Annotated in this window: 23 protein-coding genes; 8 read left to right on the top strand and 15 right to left on the bottom strand. The window is 66.3% G+C overall.

The annotated features are described in order from the left end of the window. Positions 1–142: 142 nt before the first annotated feature. Together L978_RS04220 and L978_RS04215 are read right to left on the bottom strand one after the other, a co-directional pair. Complete coding sequence (locus L978_RS04220) at positions 143–1,372, bottom strand: hypothetical protein (protein ID WP_047520621.1); 1,230 nt, start codon at positions 1,370–1,372, stop codon at positions 143–145. Between the two features lie 59 nt (positions 1,373–1,431). Then, on the bottom strand, positions 1,432–3,951 hold the full coding sequence (locus tag L978_RS04215; protein WP_047520619.1) for a hypothetical protein: 2,520 nt from the start codon (positions 3,949–3,951) through the stop codon (positions 1,432–1,434). A 290-nt stretch (positions 3,952–4,241) separates the two neighbouring features. On the opposite strand from L978_RS04215, the gene L978_RS04210 reads away from it, so the two are divergent. After that, positions 4,242–4,559 carry a hypothetical protein gene (locus tag L978_RS04210; RefSeq protein ID WP_047520617.1) on the top strand — a complete coding sequence of 106 codons (318 nt, stop codon included), beginning with the start codon at positions 4,242–4,244 and terminating at the stop codon, positions 4,557–4,559. Positions 4,560–4,737: 178 nt separating this feature from the next. Here the strand turns inward: L978_RS04210 and L978_RS18230 are convergent, their stop codons facing one another. The 12 genes from L978_RS18230 to L978_RS04150 form a co-directional block, all read right to left on the bottom strand. Continuing rightward, positions 4,738–5,310, bottom strand: coding sequence for a prepilin peptidase (locus L978_RS18230; protein WP_052193316.1), 573 nt, complete (start codon positions 5,308–5,310; stop codon positions 4,738–4,740). A 1-nt stretch (position 5,311) separates the two neighbouring features. Further along, entirely contained in the window at positions 5,312–8,227 is a 2,916-nt protein-coding gene (locus tag L978_RS04200; RefSeq protein WP_047520615.1) for a LysM peptidoglycan-binding domain-containing protein, read from the bottom strand. A 19-nt stretch (positions 8,228–8,246) separates the two neighbouring features. Beyond that, positions 8,247–8,771, bottom strand: a complete 525-nt coding sequence (locus L978_RS04195; RefSeq protein WP_047520614.1) for a hypothetical protein — start codon at positions 8,769–8,771, stop codon at positions 8,247–8,249. 485 nt (positions 8,772–9,256) lie between these two features. Further along, positions 9,257–9,898, bottom strand: a complete 642-nt coding sequence (locus tag L978_RS18225) for a hypothetical protein (protein ID WP_052193315.1) — start codon at positions 9,896–9,898, stop codon at positions 9,257–9,259. A gap of 5 nt (positions 9,899–9,903) precedes the next feature. Next, entirely contained in the window at positions 9,904–10,281 is a 378-nt protein-coding gene (locus L978_RS04185; protein WP_052193314.1) for a pilus assembly protein TadG-related protein, read from the bottom strand. Between the two features lie 3 nt (positions 10,282–10,284). Next, a complete protein-coding gene (locus L978_RS04180) occupies positions 10,285–10,731 on the bottom strand; it encodes a hypothetical protein (RefSeq protein ID WP_047520675.1) in 447 nt (148 codons plus the stop codon). After that, a complete protein-coding gene (locus tag L978_RS04175) occupies positions 10,728–11,156 on the bottom strand; it encodes a hypothetical protein (RefSeq protein ID WP_105527949.1) in 429 nt (142 codons plus the stop codon). Before L978_RS04175 ends, L978_RS04180 begins: the two co-directional genes overlap by 4 nt. A 144-nt stretch (positions 11,157–11,300) precedes the next feature. Continuing rightward, complete coding sequence (locus L978_RS04170) at positions 11,301–12,188, bottom strand: hypothetical protein (protein ID WP_047520610.1); 888 nt, start codon at positions 12,186–12,188, stop codon at positions 11,301–11,303. Further along, positions 12,185–13,048 (bottom strand): type II secretion system F family protein, encoded by an 864-nt coding sequence (locus tag L978_RS04165; RefSeq protein ID WP_047520608.1) that lies wholly within the window; start codon positions 13,046–13,048, stop codon positions 12,185–12,187. The genes L978_RS04170 and L978_RS04165 overlap by 4 nt, the downstream gene beginning before the upstream one ends. Beyond that, positions 13,045–14,631, bottom strand: coding sequence for an ATPase, T2SS/T4P/T4SS family (locus L978_RS04160; protein WP_047520606.1), 1,587 nt, complete (start codon positions 14,629–14,631; stop codon positions 13,045–13,047). Before L978_RS04160 ends, L978_RS04165 begins: the two co-directional genes overlap by 4 nt. Next, entirely contained in the window at positions 14,631–15,464 is an 834-nt protein-coding gene (locus tag L978_RS04155) for a hypothetical protein (RefSeq protein ID WP_047520604.1), read from the bottom strand. The genes L978_RS04160 and L978_RS04155 overlap by 1 nt, the downstream gene beginning before the upstream one ends. Continuing rightward, positions 15,464–16,159 (bottom strand): SAF domain-containing protein, encoded by a 696-nt coding sequence (locus L978_RS04150; protein WP_047520602.1) that lies wholly within the window; start codon positions 16,157–16,159, stop codon positions 15,464–15,466. Before L978_RS04150 ends, L978_RS04155 begins: the two co-directional genes overlap by 1 nt. Before the next feature lie 259 nt (positions 16,160–16,418). On the opposite strand from L978_RS04150, the gene L978_RS04145 reads away from it, so the two are divergent. Next, complete coding sequence (locus tag L978_RS04145; RefSeq protein WP_047520600.1) at positions 16,419–16,736, top strand: winged helix-turn-helix domain-containing protein; 318 nt, start codon at positions 16,419–16,421, stop codon at positions 16,734–16,736. A gap of 7 nt (positions 16,737–16,743) precedes the next feature. On the opposite strand, the gene L978_RS04140 is transcribed toward L978_RS04145, so the two are convergent. Next, a complete protein-coding gene (locus tag L978_RS04140; protein WP_047520599.1) occupies positions 16,744–17,514 on the bottom strand; it encodes a hypothetical protein in 771 nt (256 codons plus the stop codon). Between the two features lie 262 nt (positions 17,515–17,776). Here L978_RS04140 and L978_RS04135 point away from each other — a divergent pair, with 262 nt between their 5' ends. The 6 genes from L978_RS04135 to L978_RS04110 all read left to right on the top strand — a co-directional run. Then, positions 17,777–18,046, top strand: coding sequence for a hypothetical protein (locus tag L978_RS04135; RefSeq protein WP_047520597.1), 270 nt, complete (start codon positions 17,777–17,779; stop codon positions 18,044–18,046). Next, entirely contained in the window at positions 18,043–19,047 is a 1,005-nt protein-coding gene (locus L978_RS04130) for a conjugal transfer protein (protein WP_047520595.1), read from the top strand. Before L978_RS04135 ends, L978_RS04130 begins: the two co-directional genes overlap by 4 nt. Next, the gene (locus L978_RS04125; RefSeq protein WP_047520593.1) at positions 19,044–19,337 is read left to right on the top strand and encodes a hypothetical protein; all 294 of its coding nucleotides are present in this window, start codon (positions 19,044–19,046) and stop codon (positions 19,335–19,337) included. The genes L978_RS04130 and L978_RS04125 overlap by 4 nt, the downstream gene beginning before the upstream one ends. Positions 19,338–19,346: 9 nt before the next feature. Next, on the top strand, positions 19,347–19,940 hold the full coding sequence (locus L978_RS18220) for a hypothetical protein (protein ID WP_156118218.1): 594 nt from the start codon (positions 19,347–19,349) through the stop codon (positions 19,938–19,940). A gap of 1 nt (position 19,941) precedes the next feature. Further along, positions 19,942–22,503: an ATP-binding protein gene (locus L978_RS19110; RefSeq protein ID WP_047520589.1), complete on the top strand. Its 2,562-nt coding sequence runs from the start codon at positions 19,942–19,944 to the stop codon at positions 22,501–22,503. Beyond that, a partial coding sequence (locus L978_RS04110) for a hypothetical protein (protein WP_047520587.1) occupies positions 22,500–24,057 on the top strand: 1,558 nt, incomplete at its 3' end. The genes L978_RS19110 and L978_RS04110, both read left to right, overlap by 4 nt.

Raw genomic sequence — 24,057 nt, 5'->3', positions numbered from 1 at the left:
CTGGGCGAAGGTTTCGCAACTCCCCCTCACTTACAAGGGGTGGGTGAACGGCGGGAAAGTCGACAAATTGGTGGTCGAGACGCGGAAGAGCCCCGCCGACTCCGGAGAATCGGCGGGGCTCTTCTGCACCTGGAAGGGCGGCTTACCAGTACGAGCAGGTCCAGGTGGCACCCCACCCGTAGCCGGCGATCTCGTAGGTGCTGTACGTGTCGAGGTTGGTGCCGGGGATGTTCAGCGTGGATCCGTAGGTCACCTTCGATCCGGAGCCGGAGCAGGTGCTGCCGGTGACGTTCACCTTGAGGGGCTGCCAGTTCGACCCGGGGCCTGTGCCTCCTCCCGGATTGGTGCCTCCTCCCGGATTGGTGCCCCCGCCGGGGTTCGTGCCTCCTCCGGGGCTCTTCCCGCCGCCGGGGTTCCAGTTGCCGTTGTTGCGCGAGCCGGTGTTGTTGCTGCGCGTCCCGTTCTGCTGTTGTTCTGCTGCCTGGCGGGCGGCCTCGGCCGCCTCCTGGTCCAGGACAGCCTGGTGGGCGGCTCCGGCGGCGTTGACGGCCGTGATGTAGGCCTGGACCAGGGCGGCGCGTTCCTCGAGCGGCAGCTCGGCGACACCATCGGCGGTGAGGGCGGCCGCGGCCGCGGCGACGGCTGCAGTCTCGGCGGGGGCCTTCTCCCAGACGAGGGTGGCGCCCTTCTCAGCTGCGGAGGTGAGTGCGGTGGTGGTGCTCTCTGCGGCTGCAGCCGCAGCGGTCTCGATGTTCTCCTCGAGGGTGGTGACGAACCGCGTGTAGGACTCGATCGACTTCTGATCGGACTGGAGCTCCGCGGTCTGAGCCTGCAGCTGCGCCGTGTCGCTGGCGGGCTTGAGCCCCTTCACGGGGAGGTCAGCATCGGGGACGATCGCCTTGAAGGTGTAGGGCTGCTCTTCGAGGATCACACCGGCGTCGTCGACGGAGAGCTGGGCGGCGTCGACGAGATCTCCGGCCATGGCGAGAAGGTCGGCTCGGGTGGCGGGATCAGCGACGGTGCTGTCCGTGAGGGTGTTCGCGATCGCGAGCAGCTGCGGGTACTCCGAGGCCGCGGCATCCTGCGCGGCGTGAAGCTGCTCGATGGCTTTGTCCTGCGCCTTGTAGGCGTCGGCGCGGGCCGCGACGGTGGTGTTGAATTCGTCGACGGCTTGGGAGTGCTGGACTGTCTGAACGATCAGGTAGGTGCCGACGGATGCCACGGCAATCACGAGGATTGCGAGCGCGATCCAATTGGCGTAGCGCGGGGGCCGCGGCTGTGCGGCGTCGGCAGGCGTTTCCGGGGCTGTGGGCTGCTCGGTCGTGGGGTCGTCGGGGTTCTCGACGAGGGGACCGGCGGGGGTGTTCTCCATGTTGTCTCCAGGTTATGGGGGTGGTCCGGGCCTGGAGAACCCAGACCACCCCCGGCTTGTTACTCGGCCGCGGTCTCGGTGACGGCGGCGGTGGCACGACGACGGATCAGCCGCGTGAGGGTGAGTGCGAGGCCTCCGAGGAGGAGGCCGCCGGCACCGGCGAGGAGCGGCATGTTCAGGCCGTCACCGCCGGTCTGGGCGAGGTTCGGTGCTGCAGGGGTGGTGAGGGTCTCGGACGGCTCTCCGCACTCGCCGGTGCTGAGCTGGCCGCCGTCTTCGGTGTTCGTGGTCTCGACGAACGTCGTGGTCATGCCGACCGGCTTCTGGGCGGGGGTGAACTTGCCGCTGTCGACCTTCTGCGGGTCACTCTTGTAGAGGCCCGCAGCGAGGGCGACGGGCTGGGACGTCCAGACGAGCGTCTTCTCGGTGCAGATGAGCTCGCTGCCGGTGGGCACCTGGTAGGCGCGGAAGGTGACAGTGGCACCCTCGGGGACGGAGCCCATCACTTCGGCGGTGTCCCACAGCTGGTCGCCGCGCTTAGAGGTGCCGGCGCCGGAGTCGCTGAATGCCTGCGTCTTGACGTCGACGACGTGCGTGGTCTCGGTCGGCTCGCCGCACTCGCCGCGGTCGACGATCTCCTGGTTGCCGTTCTCGTCGGGGACGGTTGCCAGCTGCTCGACCCACAGCTCGGTGCCGTACTGGTCAGCCGGGAACTCGGGCGACTTGTACTCGCCTGCCGTGGTGATGTGAATCGGCTCGTCGAGGTTGTCCGCGACCAGATTGCTGTTGCCGGATCCGGCGCGGGCAGCGGTGGGCTCGACTGCCGGGTTCTCGCAGACCCAGGTAAGGTCTCCGGGCTCGGTGCCTTCGGGGGCGTCCGGTACCCACTTGCCGGTTTCGTCCTGCTTGGTGGGGATGACGTACTTCTCGAACGTGAGCTCGAGGCCCTCGTTGGGGAGCACGCCGGTGACGATCGCGGTGTCGTAGCTGGTGCTGCCCTTCTTCGTGCCGACCTGCGCCTTGGTGGTGACGTCGACGCCGAACGTGGTCTCCTCGTAGAGGCCGAACAGGTCGGTCCAGAGGTAGCCCTCGGGGAACAGCGGGGTGCGCGTGCCCTGGGCGGAGGCGTCGAACTCCCACACGTAGACGACGGGGCTGCCGTCGGCGGGCATGACGGCGTCGCCGAAGGTCGCGGTGCGCTTTGCGCCCGGGCCTTCGGTGCCGGTGGAGACGGTGGTCTCGGCGATGAGCTCGGCGTCGGCCGGGAGCTCGTCGGTGGGCTTCTCAGGTGCCTTGGCGACCTTGTAGGCCTTCACAGTCCAGTCGGTGGGCGCATACTCGCCCTTGGAGTTGCGGAACCACTCGTTGATGCGGCCGTTCTCATCGGCGGCGATCTGGAAGGTCGCGGTGTCAGAGAGGGCGTCGCCGGGCTTGGCGAACCGGGGAGCGAGCGAGGTCGCTTGCGGCTGGAAGTCCGGGGCGCGCAGCAGCGGGTCTTCACCGTTGGCTGTCCAGGATGCGGAGCGGCCGGGGCCTGCGGTCTTCTGCTTGTCGCCGGTGTTCCAGACGTGGAGGCTGCCGCCCCATCCGGAGTTGATGGATGCGCTGCCGCTGATCTTCCAGTCGGAGCCGTCGTCGGGTGCGACGCCGCGCACCTTGTAGGCGGTGCCGACCTTCGCGCCAGCGAGGGAGGGGGTGCCGGTGGCTTCGAAGATGCCGTTGGTGAGGGTGATGGTGACGGCGGCGCCGGCGGGTGCACCGGCCGAGGAGACGGTGACGGTGCCGTTGTAGTTGTTCACCGGGTCGACGTCGAAGTCGACGCTGCCGGCGCCGAGGATCGGGCCTGCGGTGGTGCCGGCGGTTGCGTCCAGGATGGCCTGTGCACGATCAGCGATCGCGCGGGCTTCTGCGCTGCCGACCTGGCTGTAGAGCACCCAGTTCACGTAGCCGGGGAGGGTGTGCGCTCCGGTGTAGCTGTGGGAGGCGTACATGGCGTCCGCGTAGGCGACGGCCTTCACAGCGAAGGAAACGGCGCTGGCTTCCCGGTTGTCCCAGGTCTGCCCAAACTCGGACACGATCCGGCCGATGCGGGCCTGGTCGTTGGCGGTGAGGGTGCGGTTGCCGATCGGGGTCCGAACGACCACGCCGTCCTGCCAGCCGCCGTCCGTGCTGGTGCCGGAGGGGTTCGGGGTGCCGGGCTCGATGCAATAGACGATCGAGCCGTCGGGGGCGAGGAAGCCGCCCTGCCAGCCCACGCGGTCGTCCCAGGTGCCGTATCCGGGGCCCTGGGCGGCGAAGAACAGCGAGATCCCGCCCAGGGCCTTGGCCACGGCTTCGGGTGCCGCGGTCGGGGGCGTGGCGGAGTCGGGGGTCTCCGTCACGGGTGCCACGCCAGAATCGGGAGCTGGCGTGGACGTCTCAGGGGTGCCGGCGTCCGACTGCGGGGGCGCTTCGGTGGTGGCGTTCGCAGCCGCGGGGAGGACGGCAGCGCCGAGGGTGAGAGCTGCGACGGTTGCGATGCACGCCACCGCTCGGCCGAGGCCGAACGCGGATCCAGGACGTGATTCGTGGTTGTTCAAGGGTTTCTCCTTCTGCACTCGACTGGGGGTCGTGTGCGGCGTGGGTGCAACTCGGCTCGCCTGGTTGATGCACCAGGGGCAATAGATCTCAAACCGAGTCACACGCGTACTAGGTACTTTAGGGACGAGGTTTAACGAGTTCTATTACGCGAGCTCCTCCAACTTTCCGGAAGATCAGTCAGAAGCCCGGTCAAGCAGCTTGGTACTTTATATACCGAGTCACTGACGAGGAGGCCGCTGTGGGCGAGGAAACCGACGCGAAAGCATGGGGCGAACGGCACAATGGAGGGATGCCCAAGCTCAAGCCCGCTGCACCGGAGATGCCGCAGGGTGCTGAGCGCGCACATCGGGCGATAGCCACCACGACGCGCATCGAAGCGATCAAGTACCTTCTCGGTGCACCCGACTCGGCGATGGCGGCGATCGTTGCCGGTACCGGTCTGACTCGTGAGTCCGTCCGCTCCGCGATCGACGAGCTCGAACGCCTCGAGTACCTGCACGCGTCGGACGCCCCTGGAGAGAGACGTGGTCGGATCGTCACCTACCGTGTTGATCGCACTCGTCTCGCACAGGATCTCGGCGCGCTCAACGCGTACCTTCTTGGCTGATAGCCCCAGATCGAATTGCATTCCGTCCCCCAAAGACAGCGGGGGAACATCCCCCTCTACCTACAAGGGGTGGGAAGAACGACGCGAAGTGGACAAACTGGTCCGAACTTCGCTCTGGCCCGTCGACGGGCGCCCAGAAAAGTCAACCCGCGAAAAAGCAGGGGGACGAGCGTGGGTATCAGCCGAAGAGGGCCAACCCGAGGGCCATGATGATGAGCGCCGCGGCCGCGATCGCAGGCCCCTGCGGAATGCGCGCTACCGGCTCTCGACTGATCGCCTTCGCCACGAGCATGTGGATGCTCCCGAAGACGATCGCCACCGGGATCAGGTAGATCGCGAGCAACCCGACGTACAAGCCGACGAAGAGCGCCAGGGCGCCGGCGAACTTCGCATCACCGAACCCGCACCATCCGGCAGCTGCCATCAGCACGTACACGACGAACACCACGGCCGCAGCGGCCAGCAGTGGCCCCACCGCCTCCACACCGACGTAGAGGCTGCTCCCGGCCACCTGGACCGCCCCAGCGGCTCCCAGCGGCCCGGTGAGCGCGTTGGGCAGCTGCCGCGTACGAGCGTCGACCACAGCGCCGTACACGGCTGCAGCGGCCACGGGGAGCGGCAGCACCCACAAATATCCCTGCCACCCAACCAGCTGCGGCCCAGCGAGGACGAGCACGGCGCTCGCGGCCGCCGCGAGGGCGGCGTTGAGGGCCGTGCTCGTCGTGCGGGCGGCGCGCGCTGTGGTGGTCATGTCAGCTGAGGCCGGGCATCTGGGCGTGGGCGTCGTCGATGAGCCGCTGTGTGGCCTCGTCGAGTTCGACGTCTTCACCAACGCGGTCGATCATCTCGTCGACGACGCGGTTGAACGCGTCGACGTCGCCGGCCTTCATGGCGGCTTCGATCTCCAGCCGCCAGCCTGCCTCGTTCAGCGGATCGGTGGCCTGGGCGATGCGAGCAGCGAATCGTGCCTGCGTGTGGTCTCCGACCTGCAGTGCGCGGTGCGCGAGCTCGTCAGCGGCGTCCATGATCGCAGCGAGCATGGTTTCTTCGATCGGTCCTCGCCAGCCCCACCAGCCGCGGCGGCGGGAGGTGCCTGCGAAGGGCTCGCCGCGGACGAGCTTGATCGCCTGGACCAGGTTCTCGTTGCTCGTGGTCTTGAGGTCGGGTCCGATGAGGTCGCAGAAGTCGTGCCAGTCGGTGCGGATCATCGGGTGGGCAGTGAAGCCGGCGTTGCTGCGGCCCTCGGGGAGCAGCGGGTATCCGTCCGGGTCGTGGCCGAGGGCCTGACGGATCTGCTTGGCGAGCTGGCGGGCGTTGTTGTTCTTCGGGTCGAGCTTGTCGGGCCAGAGGTTCTTCTGCACCAGCGCGCCCGGGGCGCCACCGTTCTGCAGCAGAAGGAAGGCGAGGAACTCGACTCCTCGGCCTGGCATGGCGTCGGCGTCAGCGATGTTGAGCGCGTCGACGGGACCGAGAAGCCGAATGTACGGCGCCGGCCAGTCAGGAACGTTCATCGAAGCCGAAGCAGCCTCTTCGAGGGGCTGCGCCTCCTCGGGCGTCTCGTGCTGTGCGGTCGCCTGCTCCGCCGCGTCCTCGGTGGACACGACGGTCGGGATCTCGTCGGCCCCATCGGCGTCGGCGAGATCCGCCGCGACAGGTTCGGGCGCGGCCGGGGCCGGGTGTTCTTCCTCGAGGACGGCCGGGTGAGACGCCAGGGTGGTCGTGGCGAACAGAGACTGGACCAGCTCGAGTTCTTCACCAGCGAGAACCTGCGGGCGGAAGGGAAGCGGTGGCATCGCGCCGCCGCTGCGGTATTCGGCCTGGTCGCGTGAGGTGACCTCGACCGTTGCTCCCGCGACCAGAGCATCCCCGTTCGAGATGGTCGCGATACCCAGTCGCGGCATCCGTGCGACCAGCTCCGCGAGCTCGTCCCGCAGATGCCCCTCAGGGGTCTTCGCGAGGATGACGATGTGGGGCGCCCAGGATTCCATCTCCGTGGCCTGGGTGCGCGCCTCCAGCACTCCCCCGACCCCATAGGAGTCCAGGGCGGAGCGGCGATCCTCAAGGTCTGCTCGCAGGTTTCGGACGAGCGCGGGCACATCCTCGACCTGGTGGATCCGGATCCTGTCGAGATCACGGGCGAAGCTGTCCTCCATGCCGACCAGGGTGACGTGGATCTGTTCGGACCAGGGATTCGTCGCGAACTCGCAAGCGAGAGCGTTGAGCACTCCTCGTGCCGTCTCCTGGTCACCAACGACGTTCAGGGATCCGATCTGCTCGAGGTCGAGCAGAAGGAATCCGCCGTTGACGTCCGTCCCGATGGTCGCCAGAGCGGGGTACGGAGACACCGTGGGGCGCTCCGGGGCTGTCGCCATGCCGGGGCGCACGACCCATGCCATCCCATCATCGGACTGAGATTCGAAAGGCGCCGGCAGCTGCGCGGGAGCGGCCAGGTACAGGGCCACTTCGTCGTTGGCGACGCGGACAGCGAGCAGCTCGGGCAGCTGCTCACCGTTGTCCTCGGCCCACGCCTGCAGCGTGCGGAGCGCGTTGTCGACGTCTTCGACGGCGATGGGGTTCTCCACGACGTTCATCTCGAGTTCGAGATCTGCGGCGGCGGGCTCGGGAAGCGCGATGCGCTCGCCCACTGCGCGGCGACGGCGCTGGCGGAGTCGGCGGGTTCCGAGTGCGACGAGAAGGCCCGTGGCCAGAAGTCCCGCGATACCGCCCACTGTCATCAGCGGAATGGACGCATCGATCTCCGTGGAGGCCTCAGCGTCGGGGGCGACCTCGACTGCAGGGCGGTCGACGCTCTGCCCAAGCTCTCGCGTTTCGACGGTGCCGGCACCGCCGCCCCCTGCGCCTCCCGCACCGCCGCCGGCGTCGACGTCGTCGACAACAGGGGCCTGGTCGACAGAGTCGGCAGACTCGTCGGGTGAGGGGGTGGGAGCGGGTGCAACAGGGGCCTCAACGGCCGGTGCCGTCGAGTAGACGCCGGGGATGGTCATCTTCCATCCGGGGAGAATCAGATCCGGGTCAGTCAACGACGAGCCGTCCGCTTGAGGCGCAAGGTTCGCGTTGAAGATCTCCACGAATCGATCGCCCTGGCCGTAGTACGTCTCAGCGAGATCCCAAAGGGTGTCGCCCTCGACCACGTCGTGGACGACAACCTGCTGCACCGGTGCCTCAGCTGGCGCAGTCATCGTCTGACCGATGTGGGAAGCCACGGTCACGCCCAGCTGGTTGGCGTCCATCGAGACTGCGCTCGAGGACGCTGCCGGAGCATCCGACGTGCTGGCCTGCGCAGGAGCTGCAGCCATCACCGTCGAACCCGCGAACATGAGACCGACGGCAGCGATCATCGTCGCGGCCAGCTTCTGCTGGCCTCTGAACGCTGCCGTCTTCTTGCGGGTCGGGCGGCCACTGATCGCGGCGCCGAGCTCCACGAAGAACGGACCAGCGAACGCCGCCCAGACCACCCAGCACAGCAGCGGGAGGATCTTGGTGAAGAGGATGACGTTGCCGTAGTCGGGCCTCATCGAGATGATCGCGTTGATCTGCTCAGCTGTCGGGAACGGGTTCCCTGCGAGCATGACCAAAGCGACGGGGATCCCGATGAGGATGCCGCCCATGACGACCAAGGCGCCGAGTCCTGCGAAGAGCTTCTTCATCGTCAAAACCTTTCCGGAGTTACCCGGTGAATGTATCGCCGTCCTGCGACACGTTCACCGACTGCAGCTCGCCCACGCGCACTGTCGTCGACGCCGTTGTGGTCGGCATCGCGATGTTCCCGGACTGCCCACCACCGGTCCAGGCTACGGACCAGTTTGTCGTGGCGGAGAGCGTGAACGTACCCGACCCGGAGGTCTTCTGATACCGGAATCCACAGGTCGGCGAGTCCACCGCAGCCTGGTTGGCCATCGCTGCGGCGTTGAACGGCGTACCCGCTCCACAACCGATCACCTGACCGTCGCCAGAGCTCCACCCGAGCGACTGCACGCTCGCAGTGCCCGTGACAGTCACACCGCCGTACGTGGCGGTACGAGTGACCGGACCCCACGTGCTCTCTGTCGGCTGGTCGACCCACAACCAGACCGGGATGCCGACCCAGGTGCGGCGGTAGGGCGCCGTCCCTGCAGGGTCATCGCTGTGAACCTTCAACTCGGGAGCCATCCCGATGTCGATGGGCTTGAGCACGAACGTGCGCGCCAGCATCCCAGCGGCCTGCGCCGGCGTGTACCGATTCACGCCGGGCGGGGGCGTCTCACGCCACACACTGGTGCCGTAGCAAAGCCGCCCACCGCAGTCCGGCGGATCGATCGTGAGGCAGGAGTACCACGCGCCCACACTGGCGTCTCGCCCCGGAGGAGCGGGCCGCTGCGGGTCGTCGAGCGTCCAGTAGCACTGCAGGTCATTCGCCCACCAGCCACCATTCGACGAGCAGGGAACCTCCCGAGGCTCACCGTCCTTCGGCGTGTACGTGCATGTCGTCGGCCCCGGCGTAAAGTCCGCCGGGCCAGTTCCAGGGGTTCCCCCTCCAGGGTTCCCCGGAACCTCCACCTCAACATCACACACAACCTGGCCCTGCGAGTTGGTGTGGCAGTTGTTCGCCGCTGCAGCGGGAACCGAGAACGAAACGGAAACCGCGATCACAGCGGCGAAGCTCACCAGTACTGCTGCGCTACGGCGCAGCCATGTCTTCAACACAGCGGAGCCCCTTCCATCCCCGTCATCTCAGTCGAGTTCGAGACGAACCATCCCTGGTACTCAGGGCTGTAGAGCAGCTCAACCTGGTAAGGAAAGCTGCCCTTCGGAATATCCGTGTTCTCGACACCATCCACCAGGAAGGTTGTGCCGGTGTTGTCGCTGCAACCGAAGAGGTTCACCGCTCCCAGCGGGTCGACCTCTCCATTGCTCTGGTTAGTGAGCGGGGCAACGTACGACAGCGCCTGGTTGGGCTGCCACGTCGAAGGCTCCCCCTCAACGGAGGTCTTCTTCTCGACCTTGTTGTTGTAGGTGTCCTGCATGATCGTCGCCATGCGGGTTCCTGGCCACACGAAGTTCTCGAGGTAGTCCGGACCCAGCTCCGGGTCAGCCATGAAGTCGAACTGAGCCTGTTGGAAGGCCACGTATGCGGTGTTCGCTGCCGCGACGGCCTCAGACTCGTCCTTCGGCGCGGCGACAGGAGCCTGCGTCGGAGCTCCAGTCGGCTCAGGCGTGGGCGTTGCGCTCGCCGTGGGCTTCTTGGTCGGCGTCGGCTCTGCGGTGGGCGTGCATGCCGTGAGCATCATCGCGGTGACGGCGAGGACTCCGGCAATGGCGGTTGCTGTGCGGCGATTCATGATTCTCAGTTTCCGATCAGTCGGGCGGAGCCGGTTGCTTCAACGGGGATGGGTGGAAGCCCGTAGCTTCCGAGGATACGAGGCGTGTACGCCATCTCGACGGTGACCGTGACGGTATCCCCCGCCACGACGACCCTGCCGCCGACGTCCGCAGCGGCGAGGTAGTTCTGTGCTGCTGTCGCTGCCATCTGGGAGGAGAGATCGAATGCGTCGCCGTTGACGCTGCTGCCGGTGGCGGCGTTGGTGCCCGCTCGGGCGGCCGATTGGGCAATGGTCATGGCCTGCTGGAGCGTCTGGACTTGGCCCCCGCCGTCGACGACGAGGCCAGTGCAGAGCCCGAGAAGAATCAGGAGGCCTACGGCATACATGGGTAGGAATTTCATGGCTCACCTCTCCCTGTAGGGATCGACGGGACTGAATGCGGTCTTGGTGACGGTGAAGGTCGTCTGGATCCCGTTCCACCCGGGGAAGACGAGCTCACTCGCGGTGATCGTGCACACGACGGTCGCGGAGACCGTCCCGGCCTCGCCCAGCCCCGTGGTGAGGCCGTTGCCGGAGATGGTTACGTTCAGGCTGGCGCAGTTGACGTTGTCGCGGAGTGCGAGTTGGGCGGCGGAGATGGCGTGAGGAACCGCGTCTCCAGCGCGTGAGAGCGAGGCGTCGCGCGCGGCGGCGTATGCAGCTGCTTGGACGGTGTTGTCAGCCATGGTGAAGCGACCGAAGAGGGCGATGATGCCGATGCAGCCGATGGCGATGAGGGTGAGGAGCGTGTAGCCCGGGAGGTCTTCGGCGCCACCGTCTTCGTTGCGGATGATCCTGCGGATGAATTTCATGGTGCCGGCACCCACCTCTCCACGGGTCCGGTGAGCGTGTAGCTCACCTGGGGTAGCACGCCCTCGAGGCCGGGCAGGATGACAGCGATGGTCCCGGTGACGGTGATGCTCACCTGGTCGGGGGTGCGGTTCACTGTCACGGTGGGGTTGGTTACGGCGCCATCGAGACGTTCGAGGAACTGCATCGCGGATGCCTTGCCGGCCTCCGCGGTCGACTCGTACGAGCGCGCAACGGTGTACCCGGCTTGCGCGGCTCCCTGGCTGACGGTGTAGCCGTTGAACCAGAACGCGACCTGGAACCCGGTGAACAGCATGAAGAGGACGCCGAGGTACATGAGCACGGTTCCGGCCCATCCCTCGTCACCTCGCAGCCGTGAACGCACGCGTTCAAGGCCACGCTGCCACCGGGCTCCCATGGTCTTCATCAGGGAAGGATGCTCTGGACGTACGGGATCAGCCAGGCGTTGATGGCCGCGCCGAGAGCGATCGCAGCTGCGACTCCGACGACGATCCAGACGGCCCATGCGGGGATGTCATTCATGGTGTTTCCTTTCAGTTAAACGGACGGATCAGAGATTGAAGAGAGCGAACGCCGAGGGCAGCGTCGCAAGCAAGACGATGGGGAACAGCGTGAGAAACACTGGAACGGTGGCGGCCCGTGTGACCTTCTCCGCTGCTTTCGTGTCCGCGGCCGAGACATCCGTCCGCAGCTTGTTGGCGGACGCGATGAGCTGGTCCCGGAGCGATACTCGGGCTTCGGATAGGCGCATCGTGCGGCCGAGCTCCACCAGTGACGGGATCTCCAGCTGCGTACCCAACCGTTCGATCGCATCCCACTTCGATGTGCGGGTCAGGTCAGCCGCGGCGTACTCCCGACGGATGCGACGGAACACCCAGGTATCGGAGAGCGACGCGGCACTGGAGAGCGCGGAGTCCGCTGTGGTGTTACCCAGGAGCGCGACCGCCACCATCTGCAGGTAGACGCCGACGAACCGTGTGAACTCGCGGCGCGCTGCCGTCGCGCGTGCAGCGATCTGCGAGTCCACCGAGATCCACATCACGAAGGCGAGGACGGGGCTGAGAATCAGCGGGACGAGGGACGGTTGCCCGGTGATCAGCCCCAACAGCGCCGAGAGGATCGCGGGGATCGCGAAACCGAAGAGTGCGCCCTGGAGCTTTCGTGCATAGAACCGCGAGACGGGGATATCGAGGAGATCAAGATCCCGCAGAGGCGGCCCGATGAACTTCACGTTGGGGAGATGCTGCGCGAGCCAGCTACCTGCCCTGTCCCAGGAGGACAGGGGTGCTGCCGTGACAGGAACGGTGATCGCCGCTTCTCCGAGACGGTTGAGCGCATCGCCCGCACGAACAGACCGGGGCGCGTAGACCAGGACCAGGCCTGCGAGCACTCCCCCGACGAGCAGGCCCGGGAGGACGGCGTTGAGCGTCAGGTTCATGCTTCCGCTCCTTCTCGTGGTGCGAGGATGCGGGGTTCCTCGACGTGGCGATTCATGGCCTTGGCCCAAGCGAGCAATCCAATGAAGATCGCGACGACGACGCCCAGCACGATCGTGCCGATGGGTGTCCGGTAGAACGAGAGCATGTCGGTGCCCGAGGCGAGGACGAGCAGCACAAGCACGATGGCAACGATGCCCGTCATGATTTTCAGCGTGTCACGGGGCTTTTCGCGCTCCACCTCGGTGTCGATTCTGTTCTTGGCTGTGACGCTGAGACTGTCGGCGATGCCATTGAGTGCCGTGGAGAGACCACCGGCATTGAACTCCGCAGCCTGAATCAGGGAGAGCACGACCTCGTCGGCGTATGAGTTGCCGAGTTCGTCTCCGAAGGCGTACAGAGCGTCCGTGGTCGACCAGGTGGTGCTCATCCGCGCGTAGAGACGATCGACGGGCTTCTGCAGCACCTCCGGCACGCTCCCACGAGTGATGCCGATGACCTCTTTCAGGGTGAAGACGCCGGTGTCGGAAGTCCCGGCCAGCGAACGTGCCCACATCTCCAACCCGGTGAGGAGCTCACGCTCCTTCGTCGAAGGCTTACCGAGGAGGGCAGGGAGACCGACGACAGCGATCGGGATGATGAGCACCATGGCGGGGAAGCTGGTCACGAAAGCGACGACGAGGCCGATAACCAGGCCGATCACGAATCGGCGCTTTGTGGAGGCGTCGATTCGTTGCCACCGTCGTGTCAGAGCGCCACGGTTCGGACGTACTGTCTTCTCCGGACCGGGCCGGAAGTACATGATCAGCATCAGAATTCCGAGGGCGACTCCGCCACCGGCGACCCCAGCGAGGAGACTCATGAGTTCGCCCAGTGATCGGTGTAGTCGTAACCCACACGCCGGAGACGCGCGTCGAGCTGCTCGCTGGGTTTCTCAGGCTGTGTGTACCTGCGAAGGTCAGGGTCGAAGTAGAACAGACGGGCTGCCATCGGCTCGTGCCGGTCATTGCCGCGCACCTCGGTGATCTCAGTCACGATGCGATCTCGCGTCCCATCTGCCTTCTCGACGAAGTCGATGTAGATGATGAGGTGGATCGATCGCATGATCTGACGAAGAGGCACGGTGTCGTCGGAGAGCCCGAGCTGACTCATCAGGACATCGGCGAAGCGATGGATCGCGTCATCGGCACTCACCGCGTGAATGGTCGACATGGACCCCTTACCGGCCTTCATCGCCTTCATCGCCACGGTGGCTTCATCGTTGAGGATCTCGGCGAACACGATGCGTTCAGACTTCGCTCGAAGGGCCATGTCGAGGCATTCCTGCAGGCTGGTCCCCGCCTCGCTGTCAGCGCCGGCGGACTGCGGAGGAACGTACTGCAGATCCTGGGTCTGCCAGTGCCGGTGCGGCAGCTTGTTGAGGTAGAGCTCACGCTCGGTCTCGATGGTGCTGATCTTCTCGTGAGGAGGGATGTTCGCCAGCATCGCTCGGACGAAGGTGGTCTTGCCCGCTCCGGGGAATCCGGCAACGAGGACGCAAAGGTTCGCGTTTGACGCGGCGGTGAGGAATTCGGCCATCTCGAGGTTGATCGTGCCGCGCTTGACCATATCCGCCAGCTCGACGTCGACGAGGCCGTGCTTACGGACTGTCATGTTGGTGACCGATGTGATTCCGCGGCCCGTCGCTGAGACACGCCCACCACCGATGTCGAGGCTGAGCTTCCCGCCGGGGCGAGCGAAACTGCGGCCGCGGTATGACGCGATGTCAGCGATGAGCTGCTGCAGCTCATCGTCGTTCGTCGCGATCGGGGGGCGGCGTTCGCAGAGGCCGTTGGTCTTCCAGACCACGACGTTGTCGTGTCCCACGATGGAGATGTCTTCGACGTCGGGCTCACGAAGATACTGCTGCAGACGCCCGTACCGGTGCGCCTGGTCGAAGATCGCCTGCGCGTAGTGCGCCTTCTCCAGGGGAGACCACTCGAAGTCGGTCCCCCTCTGCTGAGCGATGCTGACAACGTGCCGTTCGATCACCCGATCGATCTCTTCCATCGTTCGCTCTTCGGCGTCCGTCTCCGGATCTGCCGATGCGTCGACGACGTCGAAGTCCGCTCGGGTTCGTTCCTGCGACTCGGTGTCCACCTCGAGCTGCTTAGTGAGCATCTGAACGATGTCCCAGTCGACGTTGAGGTAGCCAGCCGGGGTGATGCGGTCTGGACGCCGGCGACGGTTCCTGAGCGATTCCGTCGGATCGGCGACCACGGGGGCAGCCGCAGGGGACTCGTTCTCCCCGACGAGATGCAGGGAGGGCTGTCCGGTGGCGGCACTGAACAGGTGGCTGTTTCCGCGGACGCGGTCATTCGCCGCGGGCGGGGCGGCAGCCGCAGCACCGAGCATGTCGTCGAAGAACGGCTGCGTCGTGATCTGGACGTCGGGGATATCGGGCATCAGCTGACGTTCCTGTTCTCGGTCGGTTCGATCATCACGCTTAGGTCTTGTGCCGCCCTGCGCACGGCACCGCGGTAGCGGTTCCGGGTGGGCTTGTTGTCGGGTCGGCCGTGCGAGAAGACGGCGGCGCCTTCGGGGTCATGCGGGAGCGTCGCGACCACCGGAAGGATGTGGTCTGTGAATGCGCTGGCGGGCAGTTCTGTCGCAACAGGAGCGGTCAGCAGCGACCAGTACCGCTCCCCCGACATCGATCGCACTCGCTGAGAGAGATCCGGCAGCGCGAGACGGCGGTATGCACGGTTGAGGTCGATCGACGAGGCGGACGCGCAGATCAGCACCTTGTCTGCGGCGTCGAGAAGCGGGAGGCGAGGATCGTCGATCTGGAGGCGCCCGAGATCGAGGATGACATCGATCCCCCCCTCGCCCAGCGCGGCGAAGAGGCGCGGCAGTTTCGTCCACAGGCTGCGGACGCCGTCCACGACTCCGAGGTTGACGAAGCCGGGCACGACCCACATCTGATGCTGCGCCGGGATCGATGGGATCGGCATCGACGGAATCGGGGGGAGGGAGTGCACTGCGATCGCGAGGGCAAGCTCCGGGTTGAGGATGTCCTCGGGCTCGAGCACCTCGCGCGTGAGAGCGTAGGCGAGCTTCTCGATGCCGCCTTCTGAGGTGCGCAGGTTGGCACGGAAGAACCCGGCCATCATCGTTGAGGCTGCGCTGGTGTCCGCCTCGATAAGCACGACGGGTCGACGCCAGTGCACTGCCAGCGCGGCGGCGGCGGTGGTGACGCCTGGCGAGCCCGCGAGACTGGCAAGAGCGATGACGGCCATCACTTACCTCCAGGGACCAGGTAGATGGCGAGGGTCGCTGCAGCTGCCTGAGCGGTCACGGTCGGGGCTACCTGGGCGGGGACATAGACGTCCACGATGACGTCGTTGGTGTTCGGAACCACGGTCACCTGAGAGATAGTCGCCGCGATGGCCTTGTCCTGAGCAACTTCGATCGGGCCGATAGAACCCTGTGCAGGGACCGGGACGAGGAACACCTCGTCCCCCGCGACGAGCTGCTGGGATGGGAGGCGACCGGGCTGCAGCACCATTCCGACCAACGCCTTGCCGTCAGGGACGGCCAGTGCGCTTGTCGTGGAGTCCTTCGTGACCAGTCCGCCGGCAGGAATGTCGACCGAGGCGATGGTCCCGAGAAGTTCGTCGACCTGGGAGACGGGAACAGCGGCAGTGGTCTGCCCCGCGGCGATCGAGAGAGTGGTGAGGTCGCTCTGTTCGATGACAGAGCCTCGCTTGATGTCCCCGGACGCGACGAACACCTGTGTGGCGTTGCTGGCGTTCGTGTAGATCACCACGCTGACGATCACGCTGAGGATCAGAAGGGCCGCGGCCGCGAACCCCCAGATCGGAGGGCGCCGCGTACGAACGGGAGCAACGCCAGCTTCATCCTTCTTGGGCTTGCTCTTCGATCCGCGCGCAGCTTTCGCGGTGTCAGGGACTTGCGCTTCCGTGATCGTCACGTGTCTTCCTTCCGTGGGCCTCTACCTACAAGGGGTGGGTTCCGACGGGAGAAGTCGACAACTTCAACCTGGCTGTGGAGCCACCCCCCGGTGGTTGTCTCAAGAATACAGGCTTTCGGACTTTTCGAAAGCCTAATGGTGAATAAGTCACCTTCCTGATGCCGTAATCAGGGTAACCGCCCCTAGTGACAGAGACGTCCGTGGCCGCAGATCTTGACGTGTTTGCCGCGGGTCGTTACGTGGATGTCACAATTGGGGCATGTCTGAGAGGAACGGGTTGGCGATCGCTGACGTTCAGCGCGCACTTGGCCTGTCCTCTGTACGGGTGGGGATCATCCGCGCAGCCGCGCGCGGTCCGGTCACTGCACAGGATCTGATGACCGAGCTCAAGGTCAGTCGGGCCACGTTGGCCCCGCACACCGAAGCACTCATCGCTGCCGGGATCCTCGTACAACAGAAAGACCCCACCCGGGCCGGAGCCCGAGCGGGGTTCAACCGCCTGGTCTGGAGTGTGAATCCCTCAGTTCTCGCGGATCACCTGACGGTGTTGTCGCAGTCGTTCTCTGACGGCGAGTAGAGGCCCCTCAGAACTGCTCGCGTGCAGCTGCACTGAGGCGTGCGCGGATCCGGTCGACGCGCTTGCGGAGGCATGCGCGGGTGAGGCCGAGCGAGTCAGCGATCTCCGCTGCGGTCTCGTCTCCGAGAGCGGAACGGGAGAGCAGGGCCACTTCGTCGCGCTGCAGAACACCGGTGTCGATCGCCCAGGTGAAGAGCTGAGCGAGCTGGACCTCGACCGGCGCCTTGGGATGCTGCCACTCGCCGGCTTCTTCCTCGAGCACGGCGTCGGAGACCGGGGCGGTGCAGTCGTGGATCAGCTTCTCGTTCTGGGTCTTCTCCGGAGCGAGGATGCTGAGCATGCCCATGGTCAGGTTGGCGTGGATGCGGCGACGCAGGTGGAGCTTGAAGCTGCGGATCGATTCCCATGCGGCGCCGATGGCGTAGCCGACACGATCGGCGCGGTCGAAGTCACCGAGTCGCGTGACGCGGTGCGCCATGCGCTGCGCGGCGGGGATGAGGAGCTGGACGAGAACACGTTCGGCCTGACGATCTCCACCCCGCGCGAGGGTGATGAGCTCGTAGAGAGTGGCGTCCTCCTGGACTGCTGCCTTCTCTCGCTCATCTGAGGAGACCCGCCTGTTGGAAGCGAGCCGGTGCAGCTGGCGGATCTCGTCGAGGAGGTCACCGCATCCGCGGATGCCGAGAGTGCCGAAGAGGTACTCGCGAGGGGCCTGCGTGTGCTCCCAGTCGTGGTTGAGACGGGTCATGAGCGAGGCGGTGTGAACGGCGGAGGACATCGAAACTCCCAAGGGGTGCGTGAAGCTGATCGGCTCCGACGTTCCTCAGTGCGTGTGTATCCCCGCGTGTATCCGCCGCCTTGGCGAGAGTGATTCGGGCGCGGTCTGGAGTGCGTGCTCCCGCGAAATCACGCGGTTTCTGGCGTGTATCCGGTTCGAGTTGAAAAAGATCGATCGAGTTTGTCGACTTCGCCCTTTATTGCCCACCCCTTATAGGTGAGCGGGTCCACGCCGGGATCCAGGACAGGGGAGAAGCGACGAAATGGGAACACAGAGCGACCGCCACGAAGACGGGCTAGGGCCGGAGCTCCTCGCGCAGCTGCGTGACGGAGCCGAAGTGCTTGGGGTCTTCGACGAGGGCCAGGACATCGCCCTCGATCTCCACGAGCGACTGTTCGACCCGTCGACGAAACAACGCACCCTCGAGTTCCTGCAGTCGCCGCAGTACGAGCAGGCCGTCAACACGTACCAGCGGCTGACGACTGGACCCGTCGACCTCCAGAACCCCCACACCTCGGACGGTGCAGCATGAACCTCTTCGCGAAGAAGCCCTCCGCCGCGGCCGACGCCCCACCCGTTGACGACGGGACAGTGGAGTCCGCCGGCTTCACAAACGGCCCGCTCCTCGGTCGGCGAGCCACCGGCGTGGTCGTCATCATCGCAATCCTCTGCGGGCCTGTCGCTCTCGGCATGTTGATTGCGCGCAGCCAGAGCTCCGCTCCTGTCGCGGCTGCAGCCGAATCGAACGAGCTCACCCCGCTGCAGCAGGCCACCGGGTCGTTCGCCATCGGGTTCGTGGGGAGCTGGCTGTCCGCGACCAAGACGGACAGCACCGCGCTGGAGACCTACGTCACCACCGCTCCCCCAGGACTCGGCGACATCCCCTTCGAGTACCGCAACCTCGCCGTCGTGGAGACCACCCCCACGGACGACGCCACCACCGTGACCGTCATGGTGGGCGGCGACGTCATGGAACAGGCCGGCGAGGAAGAGCCGGCATGGGTTCGCCGCTACTACGAGGTTGTCGTCGACACCGCATCCGGCCGTCTCACCGCCGTCGGCTACCCAGCGCCCGTCGTCGGCCCCCAGGCAACCGCGGGAGCGACCGGGCTCGGTCAGAACACGCAGCTCGCGTCCGACTCCCCCGCCGTCGAGACGATCCAGCTCATGCTGGCCGCATACCTCATCGGCCAAGGCAGCACGAGCTCCTACCTCACCCCGGGGGTCTCCATCCCCGCAATCACCCCGGCACCGTTCGCGCTTCTGAACTCCGTGTCGTTCTTCGCCGAGGAACAGCCTTCCGCGACTCCTGCCGACGGAGACACGACGCTCGTGCAGGCTCTCGTGACTCTCCAGACCGCCGAAGGCCGCACGGTCACCGCGATGTATTTCGTCGACCTGACCGCCCGTGCTGGCCGATGGGAAGTCACCAGCCTCAGCACCTCACAGTCCTCTTCGACCGCCCGGGTCGATGAGTCCCCCGCACCCACCCCGTCATCGACCGATGACACCACCGAAGGAGAAGACCAGTGAACACCCTCATCCAGCCACTCGCTGCCGGTTTCAACCACGTCAGCACGCAGCTGATCGTCCACGCCGACGGCATCATCACGACCGCCAACGGATTCAACAACGAGCTGTACGCCCTCGTCGTCAACGGAGGCCTTACGGTCATCGTCGTCCTGTTCCTGGTGGCCGCATTCAAGAAGGGATTCAGCCTCGGAGCAGTCCTCGGCGGCCTGTTCGTCGCCGCCCTGGCGTACTTCGCGCTGAACGGCGGCCTCCAGCTCGTCGGCAACCTATTCCGCGGCGAATTCTCCTAGGCCCAGCCCATGAGTACTCCCGATGTCGAGCGGCCTCGCGTAAGCCGCTTCTACACGAGCGTCCGCCGCATCCCCATCATGATCGGGAAGGCGGGTAACACCCGTCTTCCCGGCGGGCCCTATTCGGTCACGCAGTTCATCGCTGGTGGTGTCGTGCTCGTCATCGGGTGGAACACGATGAGCATCTGGGGGCCGCTGTTCGGGACGTTCCCCCTCGTCCGGATCGTCGCGCTGCTGGGCATGGCCGTCACCGCCCTGTGGTTGGCGGGTCAGCTTCCCTCGACGCGACGGAAGATTCATCACCTCGCCGCCGACACGGTGGGGGCGATCGCGAACCCCTCCGCCGGCACGCTGAACGGTCAGCCGATGAAGCTGCGGCCACCCCATCGCCTCACCGGGACCGTACTGATCGCGGGCGCCCCCGCCGTCGACGAGGCCCCCGTCCCTACCGCGGTCCCGGCGCCGGTTCCGGAACCCGTCGTGCAGACGGTCGCGGTGGATGAACTTCCCCTCACCCCCGTTGCCGCAACCACCGCAGCTCCGATCCGATTCGCGTCGGGGCTTGACCGTCTGCTCGAGCAGGCACGCACCAAGGAGATCTGACATGCGCATCCCTGACACCGCGATGATGGGCCACCTCAAGTGGACGCGCACGGGCACCGTGTGGGCCACCTGGCGACTCGACGGCCTCCCCAAGGGGTTGGGCGGCAGCGAGCTCAACGACATCCGCCGCAAGATCCACCGCGCGTTGGCGCAGGGCCTGATCGGCGAGTACATGCTGATGGGCTTCGGCGGCATCATCTCCCCGGAGGAGATCGCCAACAAGATGCTCGCCGGCGTCGACGTCAGCGAGAACCCCGTGTGGGCTGAGGAAGTACTCCTCAGCATGGATGAGTTCGACATGCGCCCCAACGGGCGCCGCGAGTACTGGATCTCCGTGCCGCTGCGGGTCCGGAGCATCAAGGACAAGGCCCGGATGGTCTACGGCTGGATGGAGCATTCCGTCCGAGAGACCGTGGCGCTTCCGCTGCGCGCCCCCTCAACCGAGGAGATCGCCTCGGCGATGCGAGCAGCTGCTCGCATCGAGGAAGCTATCCCCGGCTCGTTCGTCCCTCGGCGTGCGACCCCAGCCGAACAGATCTGGATCGGTACCCACGCGATGACCCGCGGGCTGTACGAGAGCCCGGCGCCGGCACCTCGCTCGGACGACCTTCCCCGTGGCGCCACCAAGGTGCTGATCGATGAGCACCTGCAGCATGCCACCACGCCGAAGTCCTACCCGCTGCCCCACCTCGACGAGGGCGGCCAGACCGACGCCAAGGGCAAGCTCACCAAGGTCAACCCGCTCGCCAACCGCTTCCTCAAGGTCACCGACACCCGCACGGGTGACGCCAGCTACCAGGTCTTGATGGCGCTGGCCGGAAGCCCGCGGGGCGGATGGGATGAAGATCTCGACTGGGTCGGCGCACTCGACGAGCTCGGCGTCAACGCCGACTGGGTCTTCCGGGTGCAGAGCCTGCGAGCCCGGGACGCGAAGCGCCGCAACGCCCGCGCAGAGATCAACCTCACCGACCAGATGGATCAGCAGGAAGGCACCGCAGCGATCACCGGCTCCGGCGGTGATCTCGACATCACCGCCCGCGACCTCAGCGAGTGGCACCAGGCGCTTGGAGCCTCCGATCGCGAGGTCGAGATCCAGGCGACCTTCATCGTCGCCGTCGCCGGCGCCACGGCCGACGAGGCCACCGAGCGTGCCCAGTTCACCAAGAAGTTCTTCTCCGACAACCTCGAGTTCCAGTTCGACATCCCCATCGGCGGCCAGGAGAAGCTCTGGTGGGCGATGTGGCCCGGACACCCGTCAGAGCGCATCGTGAAGGAGTTCGCAGAGCTGACGACAGGCACCCAGTTCGCGTCCCTCGCGCCGCTGACGTCCACGGATCTCGGCGACGGATCCGGACTGCTCTTCGCCGACAACCTGACAACGGGAGTCCCGCTCCCCTGCCTTCTGGATCTCTGGGGCCAGATCACCGGTGACGTCTCCGGTTCCATCGGCATCGCCGGTGAGCCCGGTGGCGGCAAGTCCGTCGCGATGAAAATCATCCTCGGCGCGGTGCACGATCGCGGTGGACGGTTCATCGTCATCGACCGCACCGACGCCAAGGAGTACGGGACCTTCGCCGAGTCGATCGACCCGTCCCAGGCGACCATCGTTGACCTCGTCGACCCGAAGTGGTCCCTCGACCCGCTGCGCATCTTCGGTGCCAAGGCAGGCGCCAGCCAGATGCTCACGCTCTGCTCGGCCCTGCTCGGGGTGAAGGCCCGCTCCGCAGCTGGTGTGATGCTCGCCGACGTCCTCAACGAACGCAAGGCAGAGAACGCAGGGCTCACCAACGCCCACGCACTCCTCGCCCGCCTCACCGAACTCGGCCAGAAAGACGAGACAGCTCGCGAGCTCGCCGGCCTCATGAACCTGTATGCCGACACCGAGTACGGCGCCGTCCTCTTCGACAACGATCTCCCTCCACTGAACCTCGCCAGCCGCGGAATCGTCTTCCTCACCCACGGCGTCGCTCTCCCCACCAAGGAGGAGATCGACAACGCAGCGATGTTCGACCAGCTGGGTCTGGACAAGCTGTTCGGACACGCGATGTACGCGCTGCTGACCCGCATCGCTCGGGAGATCTGCTTCCGCGACCCCAACGAACTCGCAGTGTTCGCCGCTGACGAGCTCGCCCACGTCACGGCCAGCCCCCAGGGGCTCGCAGAGATCAACCGGTTCCTCCGCGACGGCCGCAAGCACGGCGCCCCGGTCCTCGTGGCGTCGCAGGATGCCCGCGACTTCGGCGACGAGGTCACGCGCTCACTCATCAAGAACCGCATCCTGACCCGGCAGACCGACCCGCTGGCGGCGGAGTCGAACCTGGAGTGGTTCCAGAAGGGGTTCAGCAAGATCCCGGCGAACGTGCAGACCGTCACCGAGGGCCTCTCCCCGCTCGGTGCCGACAACAAGGTGCCGGTCGAGCGCCGCGGTGAAGCTCTCTTCCGCGACGCACGCGGCCGCATGGGGAAGATCCGCACCCGCGTTTCCCGACGCCCAGACCGCGCCGCAGCCACGCTCTCCACCCCGAAGACCGTCAAGCCCTCCGCAGAGCAGGTGACCTCATGACCGCAATCGCACCCATCGCTCGCACCGCTGAGGGGGCACGCCGCCGCATCCGCCGTGTGCGGAAGTGGATCCGCCGCCACCCGCTGCGCACTGTAGCGATCCTCGTCGGCATCTGGACTCTCACCTCGATCCTCGGCGGCAACGTGATCCTCGCGTATGCGGCCGACGGCGACGCCGGCGCGACCCTGCCGTTCCTCGCACCGATCGATGCGAAAGACAGCGCGGGGATCTCGCTCTCCCAGTACGTGTCGCTGCCGATGGATCGTGGCGGAGTCTTCGACCCGATCAAGGCATTCCTGGCACAGACCGTCGACGCGATCTGGGTCGCGAACCTCACCGGCCTCAGCTGGGGCCTGTGGTTCATGCAGTTCATCGTCACCCTCGAATGGATCGACTGGATCGCCCCGCCGATCGAAGCGATCTTCCAGATGCTCTCCGGCCTGCTCGCGCAGATCGGATGGATCCCCGTCGGCCTCGCCCTCGCCGCGATCATCGGCTTCGTCGCCATCATGCGCGGCCGCGTCGCAGCCGGGATGACGGACATGGCCATCTCTGTCGCCGCGAGCGTCCTCGCCGTCACCCTCCTCGCAAACCCGATCGGCCTGATCACCGGTCCCGACGGCGGCCTGCGCACCGCACAGGCATGGGGCGGATCCATCGCCGCATCGATCTCCAGCGGCGACGCATCCTTCCTCGACAAAATGCCCTCCCCCGACACCGCACGCGAGGTCGTCTCCGAAGCACTCATCGGTCAGGTCATGGACGCCTGGGTGCGCTACCCGGCCCAGGAGATCGTGTTCGGCCAGTTGCTCGAAGGCTCCTGCGCCACCGCGTTCAACGACGCGATGATCGCCTCGAAGCCGTTCGAAGACGGCGCCGCCGTCCGCGACGCAATCCGTCCCTGCGCCCCCGAGGCCGCGGAGTACGCATCCAACACCAACATCGGGTTCGTCATCACCGCCGGCATCGCTGCAGGAGGATCCAGCGCACTGAACTTCCTGTCTATCGTCCTCGGCCTGGTGCTGGTCATCGCCTCCGGCTACACGCTGTGGAGCGCCGGCAAGTGGCTGTTCTCCACCTACGCCGCAATCGCCCCCGGATTCGCCCGCCGCGCATGGTGGAGCTCAGCCCTGGGGATCCTCGCAGGCCTGTTCGGCATCGGCGCCAGCATCGTCCTGGTCTCCGGCTTCCTGTCCATCGCCACCAGCACGATGATGGCGCTCGCAGAATCCACACCGCTGTCGACGCTCGCGCAGATGATCGTCATCAACACGATCGTGTTCGTGATGGCGATCGCGCTCATCTGGAATTTCTTCAAGGCCAAGAAGGCTGGAGAGAAGCTCTCCGAACGGCTCGCTCGTCTCGGGCTCGGCAAGTCCGCCGACCGCGCCCACCCCATCCGGGAGCGGGCGCAGCGCATGGCCGAGAACTACGTCTCCAACCGCCTCTCCTGGAACGCCCACCAGAAGGCCTCCACCGCCGCGGCCGCAGCCGCTGCCGGCGCAGCTGCAGCGGCGGGCGGATCCCCGTCGACCGCCGCGAACGCGGCCGCCG

It is taken from the genome of Microbacterium sp. ZOR0019 (assembly GCF_000800925.1).
Lineage (GTDB): Bacteria > Actinomycetota > Actinomycetes > Actinomycetales > Microbacteriaceae > Microbacterium > Microbacterium aurugineum.
The sequence above is the reverse complement of the archived record's forward strand: the minus strand, read 5'-3'. Positions and strand labels throughout refer to the sequence as shown.

Bases quoted from the DNA above. Each gene is read 5' to 3' on its own strand.
- L978_RS04140 (WP_047520599.1), bottom strand. From the start codon at position 17,514: ATGTCCTCCGCCGTTCACACCGCCTCGCTCATGACCCGTCTCAACCAC.
- L978_RS04185 (WP_052193314.1), bottom strand. From the start codon at position 10,281: ATGAAATTCCTACCCATGTATGCCGTAGGCCTCCTGATTCTTCTCGGG.
- L978_RS04160 (WP_047520606.1), bottom strand. From the start codon at position 14,631: ATGCCCGATATCCCCGACGTCCAGATCACGACGCAGCCGTTCTTCGAC.
- L978_RS04200 (WP_047520615.1), bottom strand. From the start codon at position 8,227: ATGAAGAAGCTCTTCGCAGGACTCGGCGCCTTGGTCGTCATGGGCGGC.
- L978_RS04220 (WP_047520621.1), bottom strand. From the start codon at position 1,372: ATGGAGAACACCCCCGCCGGTCCCCTCGTCGAGAACCCCGACGACCCC.
- L978_RS04130 (WP_047520595.1), top strand. From the start codon at position 18,043: ATGAACCTCTTCGCGAAGAAGCCCTCCGCCGCGGCCGACGCCCCACCC.
- L978_RS04180 (WP_047520675.1), bottom strand. From the start codon at position 10,731: ATGAAATTCATCCGCAGGATCATCCGCAACGAAGACGGTGGCGCCGAA.
- L978_RS04195 (WP_047520614.1), bottom strand. From the start codon at position 8,771: ATGCTGGCGCGCACGTTCGTGCTCAAGCCCATCGACATCGGGATGGCT.
- L978_RS19110 (WP_047520589.1), top strand. From the start codon at position 19,942: ATGCGCATCCCTGACACCGCGATGATGGGCCACCTCAAGTGGACGCGC.
- L978_RS18220 (WP_156118218.1), top strand. From the start codon at position 19,347: ATGAGTACTCCCGATGTCGAGCGGCCTCGCGTAAGCCGCTTCTACACG.
- L978_RS04155 (WP_047520604.1), bottom strand. From the start codon at position 15,464: ATGGCCGTCATCGCTCTTGCCAGTCTCGCGGGCTCGCCAGGCGTCACC.
- L978_RS04175 (WP_105527949.1), bottom strand. From the start codon at position 11,156: ATGAAGACCATGGGAGCCCGGTGGCAGCGTGGCCTTGAACGCGTGCGT.
- L978_RS18225 (WP_052193315.1), bottom strand. From the start codon at position 9,898: ATGAATCGCCGCACAGCAACCGCCATTGCCGGAGTCCTCGCCGTCACC.
- L978_RS04165 (WP_047520608.1), bottom strand. From the start codon at position 13,048: ATGAGTCTCCTCGCTGGGGTCGCCGGTGGCGGAGTCGCCCTCGGAATT.
- L978_RS18230 (WP_052193316.1), bottom strand. From the start codon at position 5,310: ATGACCACCACAGCGCGCGCCGCCCGCACGACGAGCACGGCCCTCAAC.
- L978_RS04135 (WP_047520597.1), top strand. From the start codon at position 17,777: ATGGGAACACAGAGCGACCGCCACGAAGACGGGCTAGGGCCGGAGCTC.
- L978_RS04145 (WP_047520600.1), top strand. From the start codon at position 16,419: ATGTCTGAGAGGAACGGGTTGGCGATCGCTGACGTTCAGCGCGCACTT.
- L978_RS04170 (WP_047520610.1), bottom strand. From the start codon at position 12,188: ATGAACCTGACGCTCAACGCCGTCCTCCCGGGCCTGCTCGTCGGGGGA.
- L978_RS04210 (WP_047520617.1), top strand. From the start codon at position 4,242: ATGCCCAAGCTCAAGCCCGCTGCACCGGAGATGCCGCAGGGTGCTGAG.